The organism is Streptomyces sp. NBC_00568 (genome assembly GCF_026341855.1).
In the GTDB taxonomy this organism is placed as follows: domain Bacteria; phylum Actinomycetota; class Actinomycetes; order Streptomycetales; family Streptomycetaceae; genus Streptomyces.
Genome location: NZ_JAPENW010000001.1, coordinates 4,740,040 through 4,754,226, shown reverse-complemented (window position 1 = coordinate 4,754,226; position 14,187 = coordinate 4,740,040). Strand labels below are relative to the sequence as shown.

The window sequence follows — 14,187 nt, the reverse complement described above, 5'->3', positions numbered from 1 at the left end:
GGGGAGTGGCCGCGGCTCTGCTGGCGAACGTCCTGTACAGCACCGGATTCGTCCTGGAGAAACGCGCGTTGGCGGCCCTGCCCGAGGTCGACATCCGCCGTCCCGCCCGGCTGCTGCGCCTGGTCCTCGGCAGCCCGCTGTGGATCGGCGGCTCTCTCGCGCTGGCCTCCGGGTTCGCCGCGCAGCTGGCCGTGTACCGCACCCTGCCGATCGCCGCCGCCCAGGCGATCTTCGTGTCCGGGCTCGTCCTCCTCGTGCTGCTCTCCTCCCGGCTGCTCGGCGAGGAGACGACGGGCCGCGAACGGTACGCGCTGGGCGCGATCCTCCTCGCCCTGCTGATGGTCGTGCTGTCCCTGCGCGAGAACTCCGACACGGTCGGCCGGGGTGCCCCGGCACCGCTGGTCCTCACGGTCTGCCTGCCCTCGCTCTCGCTGGGCGTATGGCTGTACGGGGCCGCCGAGCGCCGCTCCCGGCACCGGCACCGGATGCCGACCACCGGCGTCGAGTACGGGGTGGCGGTCGGCCTGCTGTACGGGGTGAGCTCGCTCGCCATCAAGGGGGTGTCGAGCCGCCTGACGACCCATGACCCGGGCGGCGCGGTCGTCGGCCTGCTGCGCTCCCCGTACCCCTATCTCCTGCTCTTCACCGGCGCGTTCGGTCTGGTCATGTCGCAGGCGGCGCTCCAGCGCTGCCGGGCCTCGCTGATCGTGCCGGTCTGCACGACCGTGACCTGTCTGTTCACGGCGGTGCTCGGCACGCTCACGTTCGGCGAGGCGCTGCCGCACGAACCGGTCCGGCTCGCGCTGCGGCTGGCCGGCACCGTTCTCGCGGTGGCCGTGCTGCTCGCCATGCCCAAGCATGACGAGGCACCTCAACCCCCCATCGGTGCCAAGGAGTTGACACCCCCATGAATCCCGACGACCCACTGCTGAGGATCCTGGCCTGCCCGCTCGACAAGGGTCCGCTGCATCTGCTTGTCCCGGACGAGGCCCGGTCCTCGGAGGAAGCGCTCTACAACCCGCGGCTGCGCCGCCGTTACCCCGTCGTGGACGGCATCCCGCAGCTGTTGCCGTCCTCCGGGGAACAGGTGACGGAGGACGAACACGAGGAACTCGTCAAACGGATGGCGCCATGACCGGATCAGTGGACGGCCGCGCGTCCCGGACCTTCGCGGCCCGCCTCGCCCCCTTCGTCCCCACCCGCCTGGTGGCGGCGGCGGCCCGGCTCGTCTATCCGCGCTTCGAACCCGAGCTGGCCCGGCTCGGCGACCTGTGCCCGCCCGATTGCGGCACGGCGGTGGATGTGGGCGGCTGGTACGGCCCCTGGACGCGCCGCCTGGCCCCGCGGGCCCGCCGGGTGGTGACCGTGGAGCCGGTGCCGCATCTCGCCCGGCTGCTGTCGTCGGCCACTCCGGACCATGTGCGCGTGATCACGGCCGCCGCCTCCGACCACCGGGGCACCGCCCGGCTGTGGCTGCCTGCGGACGACGCGGGCGACCGGGGTGTGTCCTCACTCGTCCGCCGGGACATCCACGCCCGCGCGCTGGAGGTGCCCTGTCTCACCCTGGACAGTCTGGGCCTGCGCGACGTCGGCTTCATCAAGATCGACGTGGACGGCAACGAGCCGGCGGTGCTGCGCGGCGCCCGGGACCTGCTGGCCCGCGACCGCCCCGCCCTCTTCATCGAGCTGGAGTCCCGTATCCAGCCGGTCGCCCCGGTCGTCGAGCACCTCGCCGAACAGGGGTACACGGGGTGGGTGCTGCCCGGCTCCTGCTGGGTGCCGCTCGCCTCCTTCCCGCTGGCGGAGCACCAGGCGCAAATGTCGTACGTCGTCGCGCAGGGCCTGTTGCGCCGGGTGCTGCCGCCGCGCGGTCCCCGCTACGTCAACTCGGTGCTGTTCCTGCCGGACGGCCGCCGTCCGGGCGAGGGCCGGGTGCGCGACGATGGACCGCATGCCGGCCAAACGCCCACCCACCCCCTTCACCCCGCTCGACTTCCAACTGGTCCTGCTGCGCCGCATGGCCGACCACAATCCTGACCTGGTCGAGCACGCCCGTCACGAGCTGGGCGTGTCCATCGCCGACATGCGCGAGGCGAACCGCCGCTGGCAGGCGATGCTGCACGCCCCGCGCTCCCGGTCCGCCGCCGCCCGCTACCGCTCGGTCCTCGGTGCCCCCGAGTCCGCACAGGCGCGCCGGATCGGCGATCTGACCTGCGAGGCCCTGCGCTGGCCGGTGCCCCTGTGGCCCGGTCTGCGGTTCGAGGTCCTCCTCGCCCCGAACGGCGTCGCCTGGAACGAGTGGCTGGTACGGGCGCCGGGCGCCCCCGCCCCCGTGCTGGAGACCCTGGAGGACCTGGCCCCCTGGTCCTGCACGGTCGACGAGGCGGCCCGCGCCTTCGCCCCCGCCCGGCCCCTGGAGGGCACGGCCCCGACCCGCTGGGGGCTGGCGTTCACGGCCCCCGACGCGTCGGGCGTCCCGCACGCGTGCGCGGCCGAGTTCAGCTGGGGCCTGCTGCAACGCGTGGGCGTCAAGGGGCCCGTCCCGCCGTCCCCCGAGGAGTCCGCCTGAGGTTTCTCCCGGAAGCCCGCCGACAAGCCTTCAGCGAGTGGCGGCCTCGATGATCCCGTCCACGACCACGGGCAGCGACTCCGGGTGCAGCCACAGGAAGAGGTTCGGCTCGACGAGCTCCAGCTCCATCACCCGGGGCTCGCCGTCGTCGCCGTCCACCAGGTCGACGCGGGCGTAGAGCACGCTGTCCGCGCCGCCCGGCACGGCCGCCAACGCCTGCTCGGCAACGGCCTGTTCGGCCGCGGTCGGCTTCCAGGCCTCCAGGCGCGGGTGGGGTGTCTTGTCCCCGTCGAAGGGAGTCCCGGGCTCCAGCACGGCCCCCTTGCGACTGGCGTGCAGAAGGCGCCCGCCGAAGAACTGGAGCGCCCGCTCGCCCGCCGCGTCGATGTTCGCGACATACGGCTGGACCATCGCGGTCAGCCCCCCGGCGTGCATCCGCGCCAGCTGCCCGAGGGCCGTCTCCCGCTCCTTCGGCGTGTACCGGGCCGCGTAGCGCGCCCCCGCCCCCGCGGTGGGCTTCACGACGAACTCGTGATCGCCGGGCAGCTCGACAGGGTCCCCCGGCGCGAGATAGCGGGTCGGGACGACCGGCACCCCCGCGTCCGCCAGGTCCCCGATGTAGCGCTTGTCCGTGTTCCACCGCACGACCGGCGCCGGATTCAGGAGCCGCGTGAGCCCCCCGCACCGCTCGGCCCACGCCACGAACTCCGCCACCCGCCAGCTGTAGTCCCACGTGGACCGGATCAGCGCCAGGTCGAACTCCGCCCAGTCGACCCCGGGATCGTCCCAGTGCACGATGTCCGCCACCGCCCCGGCGTCCTCCAGGGCCCCCCTCAGCACCGGCAGGTCCCGGTCCGCGCCGGGCTCCTCGCCCGGGTCGTACGTGACGAGCGCGATACGGGCCACGACGGCCTCCATCCTCGTACGACACCGGCGTACGACCACGGACGCACCCCACCGGCACGCCACCCGGACAATCCCGCCGCAGGCTAACAACCACCCGCGACTCCGGGCCAAACCAATATCGGCCTTCACCCGACGGTCGCCCGCCGGTCAGTCCCGGGGACCGCGGTAGCCGAGGGAGGTCTGGATGGCCTGGCTGACCGGGTCGACGGGGGCGGTGCCGCCCGGGCCCGCCAGCCAGGAGCGGAAGACGCTCGCCAGGTGCAGGCCGAAAGCCTCGGCCTGGGCCTCGTCCGCCTGACGTGATCCGTTGCGGGCGGCGACGGTGAGGGCCACCTCCTGCCGGAACGCCGCTCGCGCTCCGGAATCGCGCAGGTCGGAGCGGTCCGAGAGGGCGGCGCGCGCGACGGCAGCCGCGCCGTCCACGTGGTGGTCGCGGTGCCCTTCCCTCATGTGCCACAACTCGTGCCCGAGGATGACGAGTTGCTGCACCGTCTCGGCGCGCTCCTCGACGATGACGAGGTCGAAGTCCTGGAACTCCATCCACAGGCCGGTGACTTCGATCTCGTCGGGGAAGCGCTCGAAACGGAGCTGGACGGGACGGCCGCCCCGACGCCGGCTCATCTCGTCGCAGAGGGCCTGCGCCAGCTCCCGCACGTCGACAGGCGTATCGATCCTGCGCCGGAGCAGCCGGCCGAGCTCCACCGCGAGGGCACGCATCTCGGAGCGGGTGCCACGCGGGCGCAGCGCCGTCAGGAGCCTTTCGACGGCGCCGGCCGGCTTCGTCGTCATCGCTCCGCCTCCTCGCCGTCCGGCAGGCCCGCGCGCATGCCGACGAGAGTCTCCCGCTCGCTGGGGGTGAGCCGTGTGCCGCGCGGGGCCGCCTCCCGGCGCACCCCGGCGGGCCGCCTGCCGCTCCTCCCGAGGGACCTCTCGTGCGGCGCCCGCACGCGCCCCCGGACATGGCCGCCGACCCGGTCGTCGCACGCTGTCCCGTCGCCCGCGGGCAGTGCCCGGAGCAGCTCCTCCGGCAGGACCGTCCGACAGGACGGGCCGCGGGGGTCGAGGACGTCGCCCCGGTCCGGACCCTGCTCGGCGATCCGCGCGTCGAGGCGTTCGAGGGTCTCGGTAAGGGGCGGCGGGGACTCACTCACCAAAGGGCTCCCGGCAGTTGACTCATCAAGTTGTCGCGCGTCGCCGACACTACGTGGCCGGGTCCGTCCACGCCACGGTTCCCGATCGATCGCTCCCGCTTTCGGAACGATCCTTACGGCGCCTGCGCTCCCCCTCCACGTCCTCGGCGCGGACGGGCGGCCGACCACCCTGCTCGGAAGCCTCATCGTGTAGGAAGAGCCTGTCCGTCCCGGTGAAGTCCTCTCGGCAAGGAGTCCCCGTGTTCTCCCTCTTCCCGGCCCTGGTGGGCGGTTCGGTCGCGGACCGGTCCGCCCTGCGCTTCGGTGATCGGTCCCTGACGTACGCGGAGCTGGCCGCCTCGGCGGGAGCGCTGGCGGCACGGCTCGACGGTGCCGGGAGGGTGGCCGTATGGGCGACCCCGACCCTGGAGACGGCGGTCGGTGTCGTCGCCGCGCTGCTCGCCGGGGTGCCCGCCGTGCCGCTGAACCCGAAGTCGGGGGAGGCGGAACTCGGCCACATCCTCGGCGACAGCGCGCCGTCCCTGGTGCTCGCCGCTCCGGGTGACGTGCTGCCTTCCCCGGCGGGGGCGCTGGACCGCCTCGATGTCGAGGTGTCCGGCGCGAAGGCGGGCGCCGCGACCGGCGGACCGGTCCCCGCCGAGGGCGCCGGGGCCACAGCGGCCGTCACGTCCTCGGGAGCCGCCGCGCCCCCCGGGCCCGTGGCATCCCCCGGGTCCGCAGGCGGGGTCACCGACCCCGGCGCCCCCGCCCTCGTCGTCTACACCTCCGGCACCACGGGCCCGCCCAAGGGCGCGGTCATCCCGCGCCGGGCGATCGCCTCGACCCTGGACGCGCTGGCCGACGCCTGGCAGTGGACCGGCGACGACGTGCTGGTGCACGGCCTGCCCCTGTTCCATGTGCACGGCCTGATCCTCGGCATCCTGGGCCCGCTGCGGCGCGGCGGGTCCGTCCGGCATCTGGGGCGGTTCAGCGCGGAGGGCGTGGCGCGGGAGCTGAACGACGGGGCGACGATGCTGTTCGGGGTGCCGACGATGTACCACCGGCTCGCCGAGGCGCTCACCGAGGACCCCGGGCTGGCCAAGGCACTGGGCCGGGCGCGGCTGCTCGTGTCGGGCTCGGCCGCGTTGCCCGTGCACGACCACGAGCGGATCACGGCCGCGACCGGGCGCAGGGTCGTCGAGCGGTACGGCATGACGGAGACCCTGATGAACACGAGCGTCCGGGTGGACGGGGAGGCCCGGCCCGGCACCGTCGGCGTGCCGCTGCCAGGCGTCGGTCTGCGGCTCGTCGAGGAGGACGGGACGACGATCGCCGGGTACGAGGCCGACGGCACCCCGACCGGCGCGTACGACGGGGAGAGCGTCGGCGAGATCCAGGTGCGGGGGCCGAACCTGTTCACCGAGTACCTGAACCGGCCCGACGCCACCGCCGCCGCGTACACCGGGGACGGCTGGTTCCGCACGGGTGACATGGCGGTCCTCGACCCCGACGGCTCGGTCCGGATCGTCGGCCGCAAGGCCACCGACCTGATCAAGAGCGGCGGTTACAAGATCGGCGCCGGGGAGATCGAGAACGCGCTCCTCGAACATCCTGGGGTGCGCGAGGCCGCCGTCGCCGGGGAGCCCGACGCCGACCTCGGTGAGCGCGTCGTCGCCTGGATCGTCCCCGTCGATCCTCAGGCTCCGCCACCCGTGGACGAGTTGGCCGACCACGTGGCCCGTCGCCTCGCCCCGCACAAGCGGCCGCGCGCCGTGCGCTTCCTGGACGAGCTGCCCCGCAACGACATGGGCAAGATCCTGAAGCGGGCGCTGCCGCGTGACTGATCGGATCTCGGCCCGCGAGGCCATCGCCCTGGTCACCGACAGCTTCGCCGAACTCCCCTACCCGAAGGGAGAGTCCGGGCCCGATGGTCCGCTTTCCTGGCAGGGGTACGACGACGCGCGGGCGCGCGCCGCCGCCCGCACCGGCGAGGAGGAGTCGGTCGTCTGCGGCACCGCGACCTTCGGCACGGCCAGCTTCGGCACGACGATCGACGGAAGGCCTCCGCTCGGCCCGGTCACCGCCGTCCTCGTCGCCTTCGAGTTCGGCTTCCTCGGCGGTTCCCTCGGCGAGCGCACCGGTGACCGCCTGGAGGCGGCGTACGAGCACGCCCGGACGCACCGGCTGCCCGTCGTCTCGCTCGTCGCCACGGGCGGCAGCCGGATGCAGGAGGGCATGTTCGCCCTGACCCAGCTCCAGCGGGTGGCCCGGCAGTCGGCGCTCACCCGGGAGGCGGGGCTCGCCCAGATCGCCGTCCTGCGGGATCCGACGACGGGCGGCGGCTGGGCCACGCTCGGCGCGGGCGCCGATGTGACGCTGGCGCTGCCCGGCGCCCAGGTCGCCTTCGCCGGCTCCCGGGTCCGTCCGCCCGACGCGGACCCTGCCGCGTACACGGCCGAGGCGCAGGTGGCGGCGGGTTCGGTCGACGCCCTCGTGCCGCAGGACGGGCTGCGCGAGAGGCTCGCTCTGTGGCTGGACCTGCTCACCCAGCCCTCCGCCGGGGCGGCGCCGGTCCCGCCCGCGCTGGGCGCGACCGAACCGCCCGCGACCGGCTGGGACGCGGTGCAGCGCGCCCGCGCACCTGAACGCCCGCGCGCGGACAGCTACTTGGACGCCCTCTTCACCCGGCGGGTGGCGATCGGCGGGGACCGCTCGGGCGGCACCGACGACGGCGTGCTGTGCGGCTTCGGCCGCGCGCACGACGGGCGGACCATCGCCTTCGCCGCCCAGCGCGGGACCCCGACCCGTCCCGCCGGATACCGCACCGCCGCCCGGCTGGTCCGGCTGGCCGGCCGGCTCGGCATCCCGGTCCTGACGCTGGTGGACACCCCGGGTGCCGCGAACGACGCGGACGCCGAGCGGCAGGGGGCCGGTGCCGCGATCGCGGATCTGTTCGCGGCGGTCGCCACCGCCCGTACGCCGGTCACCACGCTGGTGATCGGCGAGGGCGGCTCGGGCGGCGCGCTGGCCCTGGCCGCGCCCGGCAACACCTGGGCCACGCCGGACAGTTATTTCTCCGTCATCGCTCCGGAGTCAGCGGCCGCGATCCTCAAACGGCCCGCCGACGAGGTGCGGGCGACCGCAGACCAGCTCAGACTCCGGCCGCAGGACCTGGTCGAGCTGGGTGTCATCCGGGGCATCGCGGAGCGACCCGGCGGGTGAACGGACGGCGGCCGCCGGCTCCCCCCTCCCAAGGGGAACCGACGGCCGCCCGCTCCAGGGACCGCCTTCTCGACGGCCGGTTACCGCACCCCCACCGCCCGGACGGTCTCCTGGCTGACGGTGCCGCCCTGGTCGTCACGGGCCGAGGCCCGCAGCGACACGAACTCGGCGCCGCGCGGCACGCTCAGCGTGCCCGTCCAGCGCGCCTTGCCGCCGGTGAGCGGGACCGCCTTCCAGGTCTTCCCGTCGTCGTAGGACACCTCCAGCTTTCCGCCGCCGATGGTTCCGGTGTCCGGCGCGCCCTTCACGTACTCGGCGTAGAGGCTCACCGGGACCTTGCCGCCGCGCACATCGCCCGTGAGGTCGGTGTCGATGTCGTAGCCGAGGTTGAGGAGCGGGAGGAAGGTGTAGTGGTCCTCGGGGGTGGCCGCCGAGCGGACGGTCCACTCGGTGTGTCCCTTCGTGGAGAGCTTCCAGCGTTCCGGGTCCAGCGTCGTGTCCGTGACGACCTTGTACGTGTGCTCGTCGGCGGGCGCGTCCCAGACGTATCCGGCGGAGCTCTTCCCCTCGTCGACCAGCACACCGTCCTGGTACACCTCGGTGAACTGGGTCATCCCGGTGTCGTCGCTCCACACGTCGCCGAAGCCGGTGTGGTCGGGTCCGGAGTCGCCCCAGCCGGGCGTGTTGAACTGGATCTGGTTGCCCGCGCGTTGCTGACCCCAGCCGAGTCCGGTGCCGAGCCAGGGGTGCCAGACGGGCTTGAACCAGTCGAGGGTGTCGTGGGTGCCGCCCCGGTAGGGGACCAGACCGCTGCGCTCCTCCAGCGCGCCGTCCCCGACGTACACGGACTCCGTCCAGGTCTGTCCGGTGCCGGTGGAGACGTAGTCGGTCCGCTCGGCCGGGTAGTCGATCCGCTCCTGGAAGCCGAGGCCGATGGGGAAGGGGTCGGCGATCGAGTAGCGGAACTCGCTGCCCGACACGGGCTTCACGGCGTGGAACCTGGTGTCCAGCACGGCCAGTTCACGGCGGTCCGGCTCATAGGTCAGGCTCCGGTTCGGGACGGCGTCCTCGAAGCCCTGCGAAAGGTCGTACACATAGGGCGTGTTGCGCGTCCCGGTCATGTCGACGGTCCGGCTCGCGCGCAGCCGTGCCGCGTCCGCCGCGCCGACGGTGGCGATCTGCAGCGGCCGGTTCCCGTTGTCGTCCGTGCCGAACCAGGCGTTGAGGCGTCCCGCCGTGTCGTCGGTGACGAACAGGGCCTTGACGCCCGCGTCCTGGGCCGCCTGGGCGAGCGCGGCCGGCTCGACACCGTCGGTGAGCCGGGCGAGGACGGCCTTGCCGCGCACTCCGGTGAACGGCCCGTCCCCGACGTCGACCAGCGGCAGCCTGCTGCGGCCCTCGATCAGGGTGCCGCCCGGCTGGGCGAGCGCCTCGTCGAGGCCCCGCACGTCGACGAGCGGCTTCCCGAGCCGCCACACGGTCCGGTAGTCGAAGCTGCCCTCGGTGACCTTCCGGGTCGGCGCGGCGAAGACGCTGTCGTACTTGACGGGCACCTGGACCGCGCCGAACAGGTCGGAGCCGCCCGCGTTCCGGTCGTACTCCATGAGCAGCTGCCGGGTCTCGGTGCGCCGGTCGACCTTCGCGCTGATCTCCCGCAGCGTCCGCCCGTCCAGGGTGACTTCGCGGTCCTGGTCGAGCGTGATCTGGGGTGCGGCGAGGAAGCCGAGGCCGAGCGAGTCGGCGCCGTGGCTGCCGCGCACGTCGAGGAAGGACGTCAGGCTGTACGTGCCGGGCCTGAGCCGCAGCGTCAGGGTGCCGGAGTCGCCGACGTGGGCGGGGTAGGGGTCGACGCCCTGCGCGAGCTGCTGCACGGCGAGATCGGCGGCGGTCGGGTCGCCGTCCCGGTCCTTGACGCGGACGGTGAGCGTGTACCGCTCCTCCTCCTTGACCAGTCCGAAAGCGGTGTGCGCGACCGGCCTGCCGTCGACCGAGGCCACGATCCGCCCGGAGGTGTTGCCCACCGGCGCCTTCGAGCCGTCACCGGTGACCGTGGTGGACGCGCTGCCGTGCGCGGGCACCGTGAGCCTGGTGTCGGCGAGGGTGGCGACACCCTCGCCGGCCCCCTCCGCGGCGAGCGTCAACTCCACCGCCGCGTCGGAGGAGTTGGTGTAGGTGACCGTCCTGGCGACCGGCGCGTTGTCCTCGTACGGCCAGCTGTAGAAGCCGAGGTCGGCGCTGCCCGTGGCGGTGACCTTCGCCGCGATCGCGTCCGGAACACTGACCCGTCCGGAGCCCAGCTGGTAGACGGAGGCGTCGAGTTGCTTCGACGTCGACATCAGCGCGTCCTTGAGCCGCGCGCCGGTCCAGTCGGGGTGCTCCTCGGCGAGCAGCGCGGCCACGCCCGCGACGTGCGGGGTGGCCATCGACGTACCGCTCATGGAGGTGTAGGAGCCGCTGCCGTCCACGAGCCCGGAGCGGGCGGCGAGGATGTCGACGCCGGGGGCGGAGAGGTCGGGCTTGAGCGCGTTGTCGCCGTAGCGCGGTCCGGCGCTGGTGAAGTACGCGGCCTCGTCGGCGGAGTCCACGGCGCCGATGGTCAGGGCGGAGTCGGCGGCGCCGGGCGAGCCGATGGACGAGGGGGCGCCGGTGTTGCCGGCCGCGATGACGAAGAGGGCGCCGGTCTCCTTCGAGAGGGTGTCGACGGCCGCGGCCATCGGGTCGGTGCCGTCGCTGGCCTCGGTCGAGCCGAGGCTCATGGAGATCACCTTGGCGCGCACGTCGCGCGCGGCCCACTCCATGCCGGCGATGATCTGCGACTCGCTGCCCGAACCCTGGTCGCTGAGTACCTTGCCGACGGCGAGCGTGGCCTCGGGCGCGACGCCCTTCTCCGCGCCGTCGGAGGCGGCGCCGCTGCCGCCCACGGTGGAGGTGACATGCGTGCCGTGCCCGTTGCGGTCGGCGACCTCCTGCCCTTCGATGAAGCTCTTGGTCCGCGCGACCCGGCCGGCCAGGTCGGGGTGGCCGGTGTCGACGCCCGTGTCGAGAACGGCGACGGTCACGCCCTTGCCGGTGAGCCCGGCCTCCCAGGCCTTCGGGGTGCCGATCTGCGCGTTGCTCTCGGCCATGTCGGCCTTGACCCGTCCGTCGAGCCAGACCTTGCCGATCCCCTCCTGACGGGTCACCGCCCGCCAGAAGGTCCGGCCCTTGTCCGCGGCGACCGCGGCGCCCCGGACGCTGGGCAGCGAGCGCGTCCGCTCGGCCCCGCCGGGGGTCGTCGCCCGTGCCTTCGGGTCGTACGTCACGATCAGCGGCAGCTCGTCCGTCTTCTGGTCGGTGAGCCCCTGCCGTATGAGCTCGCTGACGTCGAACAGCCGCCGGTCGAGCGTGCCCGCCCGCAGATACGGCAGCGCCTCGTCCGGTACGACCGTGACGGCGCCGTCGGCCACCTGCGTGCGCACGGCTCCGGTGGCCCCCCGGGGGCGCACGACGGAGACCGTCTTCTTGCCGCCGCCGACGTCGGTGACGGTCACCTTGTCGCCGGTCACGAGGGTGACGGTCCGGGCCGCGGCGGTGGCGCGCGCCGGCACCGGGGTGCCGGGGTTCCCGGTGCCCCCGGTGTCGAGCGCGCCCGCCCGCCCCGTGGGCAGCAGGGCGAGCACGAGCCCGGCCGACAGCAGTGCCGCCGGACGTCTCACTGGTCCTCTGGTCATTCGTGCCCTCTCTTCATCGGCCGTGCCCGCACCGGGCAGGGGTGGCGCCCGGGGCTTGCGAAGAGTGTCGGGGGGCTTGTGTTGCAGGGGTGTTGACGGAACCTGGCGGGAAGGCGCCCTGGCGGCTTCCCGCCAGGACAGGCGGGTACGAGCCGCAGAAACCGGGACAGTCCCAAGTGCCTTCCGGAACAATGTCGGTGCTCGGGAGTCACGGACAACGGGGGCGCACCATGGACGGTTTGGTGGAGTTCAAGACCGACGACGGGGCACTGGTCGTCGTGGAGGCGGCGGACGACGAGTCCGGTTCCCGGCTCGTGGCCCGCGACGACGGCACGGTGCAGGCCACACGCACCTTCGAGGGCGCCCTGGAGGGCGTGCGGGCCGCCGCCCAGTCGGCGCTGCGGGTGTTCCGCGACGGGAGCCTGCGGCCCGACTCCGTCGAGATCGAGTTCGGGGTCAAACTCAGCGCGGAGGCGGGCGCGTTGATCGCGAAGAGTTCGGTCGAGGGCCATCTGGTGGTCAAGCTCTCCTGGGCACCGGGAGAGCCGGGGCGGAACGGCTCCCGTTCCGGCCCTGCCACGGCCTCCGGGGTCACGGCCGGAACGGCGGGCACGGCGGGCACGGCCGGAACCGGGGGCACACCCGGTCCCGGACCCGCGTCCGGAAGAGACCCCCTGTCCGGGACCGGGGCTGGGACCGGGACCGGGGCTGGGGCTGGGACCGAGACCGGGGCTGGGGCTGGGACCGGGGCTGGGGCTGGGACCGGGACCGGGACCGGGACGCCCTCCGCGACCGGGCCGGAGTCCGCGACCGGGCCGGAGTCCGGGTCCGTGTCCGGTGCTCCGGGGATCGCCTCGCGGTCATGAACAGCGCGTCCTGGCAGGCCAGGATCACCTGCGGACGGGAGACCGGCGCGGGCTTCCTCGTCACCGAGCGGCATGTGCTGACCTGCGCCCATGTGGTGGCGCGCGGCGGTTCGGAGGAAGTACGGGTCTCCTTCGCGCGGGGCGGCGAGTCCCTCCCCGCGAAGGTCGTGGCGCACGGCGGCTGGGACGGGCGCGACACCGATCCCGGCGATGTCGCGGTCCTCGAACTCGACCGCTCCGTACCGCTGGAGCCGGCGGAGTTCGCCGGGCCGTCGGACGCCTACGGCGATCCGCCGCGCAGGCTGGTGGCCTACGGGTTCCCCAAGCGCTACGAGGAGGGGACCCTCGCCGAGTACCGGGCCACCGCGGACCAGTTGATCGCGGGCGAGTGGGTCCAGCTGGAGGCCTGGGTGGCGCACGGCCAGCCGCTCGCGCCCGGTTTCAGCGGGGCCGCGGTGACCCTCGCCGACACCGGGCGGGTGGTGGGCATGGTGTCCGCCGCCGCGCGGGACCCCGGGATCCGCAACGGACGGATGCTGCCCGCGCACGTCATGGCCCGCTACTGGCCGCGGCTCGGCGAGCTGATACCGACACCGGAGTACGGGCGTACGGAGAAGGAGCGGCTGCGGGAACTGGTGCTGGCGCGGGGTCCGGAGTTCGACGGGCGGCCCGAGTGCAGCCCGGAGCGTCTGTACAGCGATGCCGTGGGCCCGTTCGGGCCGCCGCTGCCGGGGCGGCGGTTCCGGTCGCTGTGGGACGCGGCCTGGTATCTGCTCTCCGAGGTGCCCGACACCGGTGCCGTCGCCCGGTTCGCCGCGCGGCTCGCCGACTTCACCGAGGACGCGCCGACGCGGGGCGCGCTGCGGGCCTGGCCGTCCCGGGCGTACGACCGCCGCCCCCGGCCGCCCGTGAACCCGCCGGGCCCGCCCGCCGCGGGGACCCAGCCCTGGTCGCCGATCCTCGTGGAGATCGCGCCCAGCGGTTCGGGCGACCACCAGTTCCTCGTCGAGGTCTCCGCGTACAACGGCCGGCACCGTCGCGTCGTCGGCTCGCGCGCCCTGCCCGCCGACCGCGTGCGCGGCTACGCGCTGGAGCGCATCGACGAGGCGTACCACGAACTGGAGCCTGGAGCGCGCGAGTTGATCGCGTTCGTGCTGCCCCGCCGCTGGCTCAACACCGATGTGGCGCACTGGCAGCGCAGCGCCGACGACGACAGTCCGCTCGGCTCCTTCGCGCCGCTCGTGGTGATGGACCTGGAGCGGCGGCGCAGCGGCGGTCTCCAGCACAAGCTGCTGCAGAAGTGGCAGCGGCTCGAGGGGCGGTCCGCGGCACCGTTGCACCGCATCGGCTGCGGGGCCCTCGGTCAGGATCCGGTGCGGCTGACCATCGGGCTGCGGCGCGGCGCCGACATGGTGGGCTTCGCCTCCCCGCCGCGCGCGCAGGGCACCCGCCGGCTGTTCCAGGCGAGCCTGAACGCGGCGGTCCCGGTGATGCTGTGGCCGCGCAGCGGCTGCCGCGGCGAGCACCGGGACGGGGTGCACGAGGACTGCACGGGGGCGGCGTTCCTGGACCGCCTCGCCGCGCATCTGGCGGATCTGCCTCCCTCGGAACTCCCGTCGCACATCCATGAGTTGCGCGAGACGGCGTACGCGGACGACGGTCCCGAACCGCACTGGGCGTACGACTTGGCGCTGCTCTGGGAAGACCCCAGATGTCTGCCGGACCCGGTCGGCTATCTCCACTCACCGGTCGGCTGAGCACCCGGGGATCGCGAAGCAAGAGGC

General features: G+C 74.0%; 12 protein-coding genes. 8 read left to right on the top strand and 4 right to left on the bottom strand.

The features are described 5' to 3' along the window. Positions 1-5: 5 nt before the first annotated feature. From OOK38_RS20605 to OOK38_RS20590, 4 genes are read left to right on the top strand one after another with little or no spacing between them, the layout of a single operon-like run. A complete protein-coding gene (locus tag OOK38_RS20605; RefSeq protein ID WP_266765675.1) occupies positions 6-911 on the top strand; it encodes a hypothetical protein in 906 nt (301 codons plus the stop codon). Further along, on the top strand, positions 908-1,135 hold the full coding sequence (locus OOK38_RS20600; protein ID WP_266758392.1) for a Trm112 family protein: 228 nt from the start codon (positions 908-910) through the stop codon (positions 1,133-1,135). The genes OOK38_RS20605 and OOK38_RS20600 overlap by 4 nt, the downstream gene beginning before the upstream one ends. Then, positions 1,132-2,037, top strand: a complete 906-nt coding sequence (locus OOK38_RS20595) for an FkbM family methyltransferase (RefSeq protein ID WP_266758394.1) — start codon at positions 1,132-1,134, stop codon at positions 2,035-2,037. Before OOK38_RS20600 ends, OOK38_RS20595 begins: the two co-directional genes overlap by 4 nt. Beyond that, positions 1,943-2,569 carry a hypothetical protein gene (locus tag OOK38_RS20590; protein WP_266758395.1) on the top strand — a complete coding sequence of 209 codons (627 nt, stop codon included), beginning with the start codon at positions 1,943-1,945 and terminating at the stop codon, positions 2,567-2,569. The genes OOK38_RS20595 and OOK38_RS20590 overlap by 95 nt, the downstream gene beginning before the upstream one ends. Before the next feature lie 30 nt (positions 2,570-2,599). On the opposite strand, the gene OOK38_RS20585 is transcribed toward OOK38_RS20590, so the two are convergent. From OOK38_RS20585 to OOK38_RS20575, 3 genes are all read right to left on the bottom strand, one after another. Beyond that, a complete protein-coding gene (locus tag OOK38_RS20585; protein WP_266848652.1) occupies positions 2,600-3,475 on the bottom strand; it encodes a hypothetical protein in 876 nt (291 codons plus the stop codon). 147 nt (positions 3,476-3,622) lie between these two features. After that, entirely contained in the window at positions 3,623-4,264 is a 642-nt protein-coding gene (locus tag OOK38_RS20580) for a toxin-antitoxin system, toxin component family protein (RefSeq protein ID WP_266758399.1), read from the bottom strand. Then, on the bottom strand, positions 4,261-4,626 hold the full coding sequence (locus OOK38_RS20575; RefSeq protein ID WP_266758401.1) for a hypothetical protein: 366 nt from the start codon (positions 4,624-4,626) through the stop codon (positions 4,261-4,263). Before OOK38_RS20575 ends, OOK38_RS20580 begins: the two co-directional genes overlap by 4 nt. Before the next feature lie 239 nt (positions 4,627-4,865). On the opposite strand from OOK38_RS20575, the gene OOK38_RS20570 reads away from it, so the two are divergent. Next, positions 4,866-6,449 (top strand): acyl-CoA synthetase, encoded by a 1,584-nt coding sequence (locus OOK38_RS20570; RefSeq protein WP_266758403.1) that lies wholly within the window; start codon positions 4,866-4,868, stop codon positions 6,447-6,449. Further along, positions 6,442-7,827: a carboxyl transferase domain-containing protein gene (locus OOK38_RS20565; RefSeq protein ID WP_266758405.1), complete on the top strand. Its 1,386-nt coding sequence runs from the start codon at positions 6,442-6,444 to the stop codon at positions 7,825-7,827. The genes OOK38_RS20570 and OOK38_RS20565 overlap by 8 nt, the downstream gene beginning before the upstream one ends. Before the next feature lie 80 nt (positions 7,828-7,907). On the opposite strand, the gene OOK38_RS20560 is transcribed toward OOK38_RS20565, so the two are convergent. Beyond that, positions 7,908-11,537, bottom strand: coding sequence for a S8 family serine peptidase (locus OOK38_RS20560; protein WP_266758407.1), 3,630 nt, complete (start codon positions 11,535-11,537; stop codon positions 7,908-7,910). Between the two features lie 230 nt (positions 11,538-11,767). Between OOK38_RS20560 and OOK38_RS34550 the strand changes: the two genes are divergently transcribed. Together OOK38_RS34550 and OOK38_RS20550 are read left to right on the top strand one after the other, a co-directional pair. Beyond that, positions 11,768-12,403, top strand: a complete 636-nt coding sequence (locus OOK38_RS34550) for a CU044_2847 family protein (protein WP_323178817.1) — start codon at positions 11,768-11,770, stop codon at positions 12,401-12,403. Next, positions 12,400-14,160, top strand: coding sequence for a trypsin-like peptidase domain-containing protein (locus OOK38_RS20550; RefSeq protein ID WP_266758409.1), 1,761 nt, complete (start codon positions 12,400-12,402; stop codon positions 14,158-14,160). Before OOK38_RS34550 ends, OOK38_RS20550 begins: the two co-directional genes overlap by 4 nt. Positions 14,161-14,187: the final 27 nt, after the last annotated feature.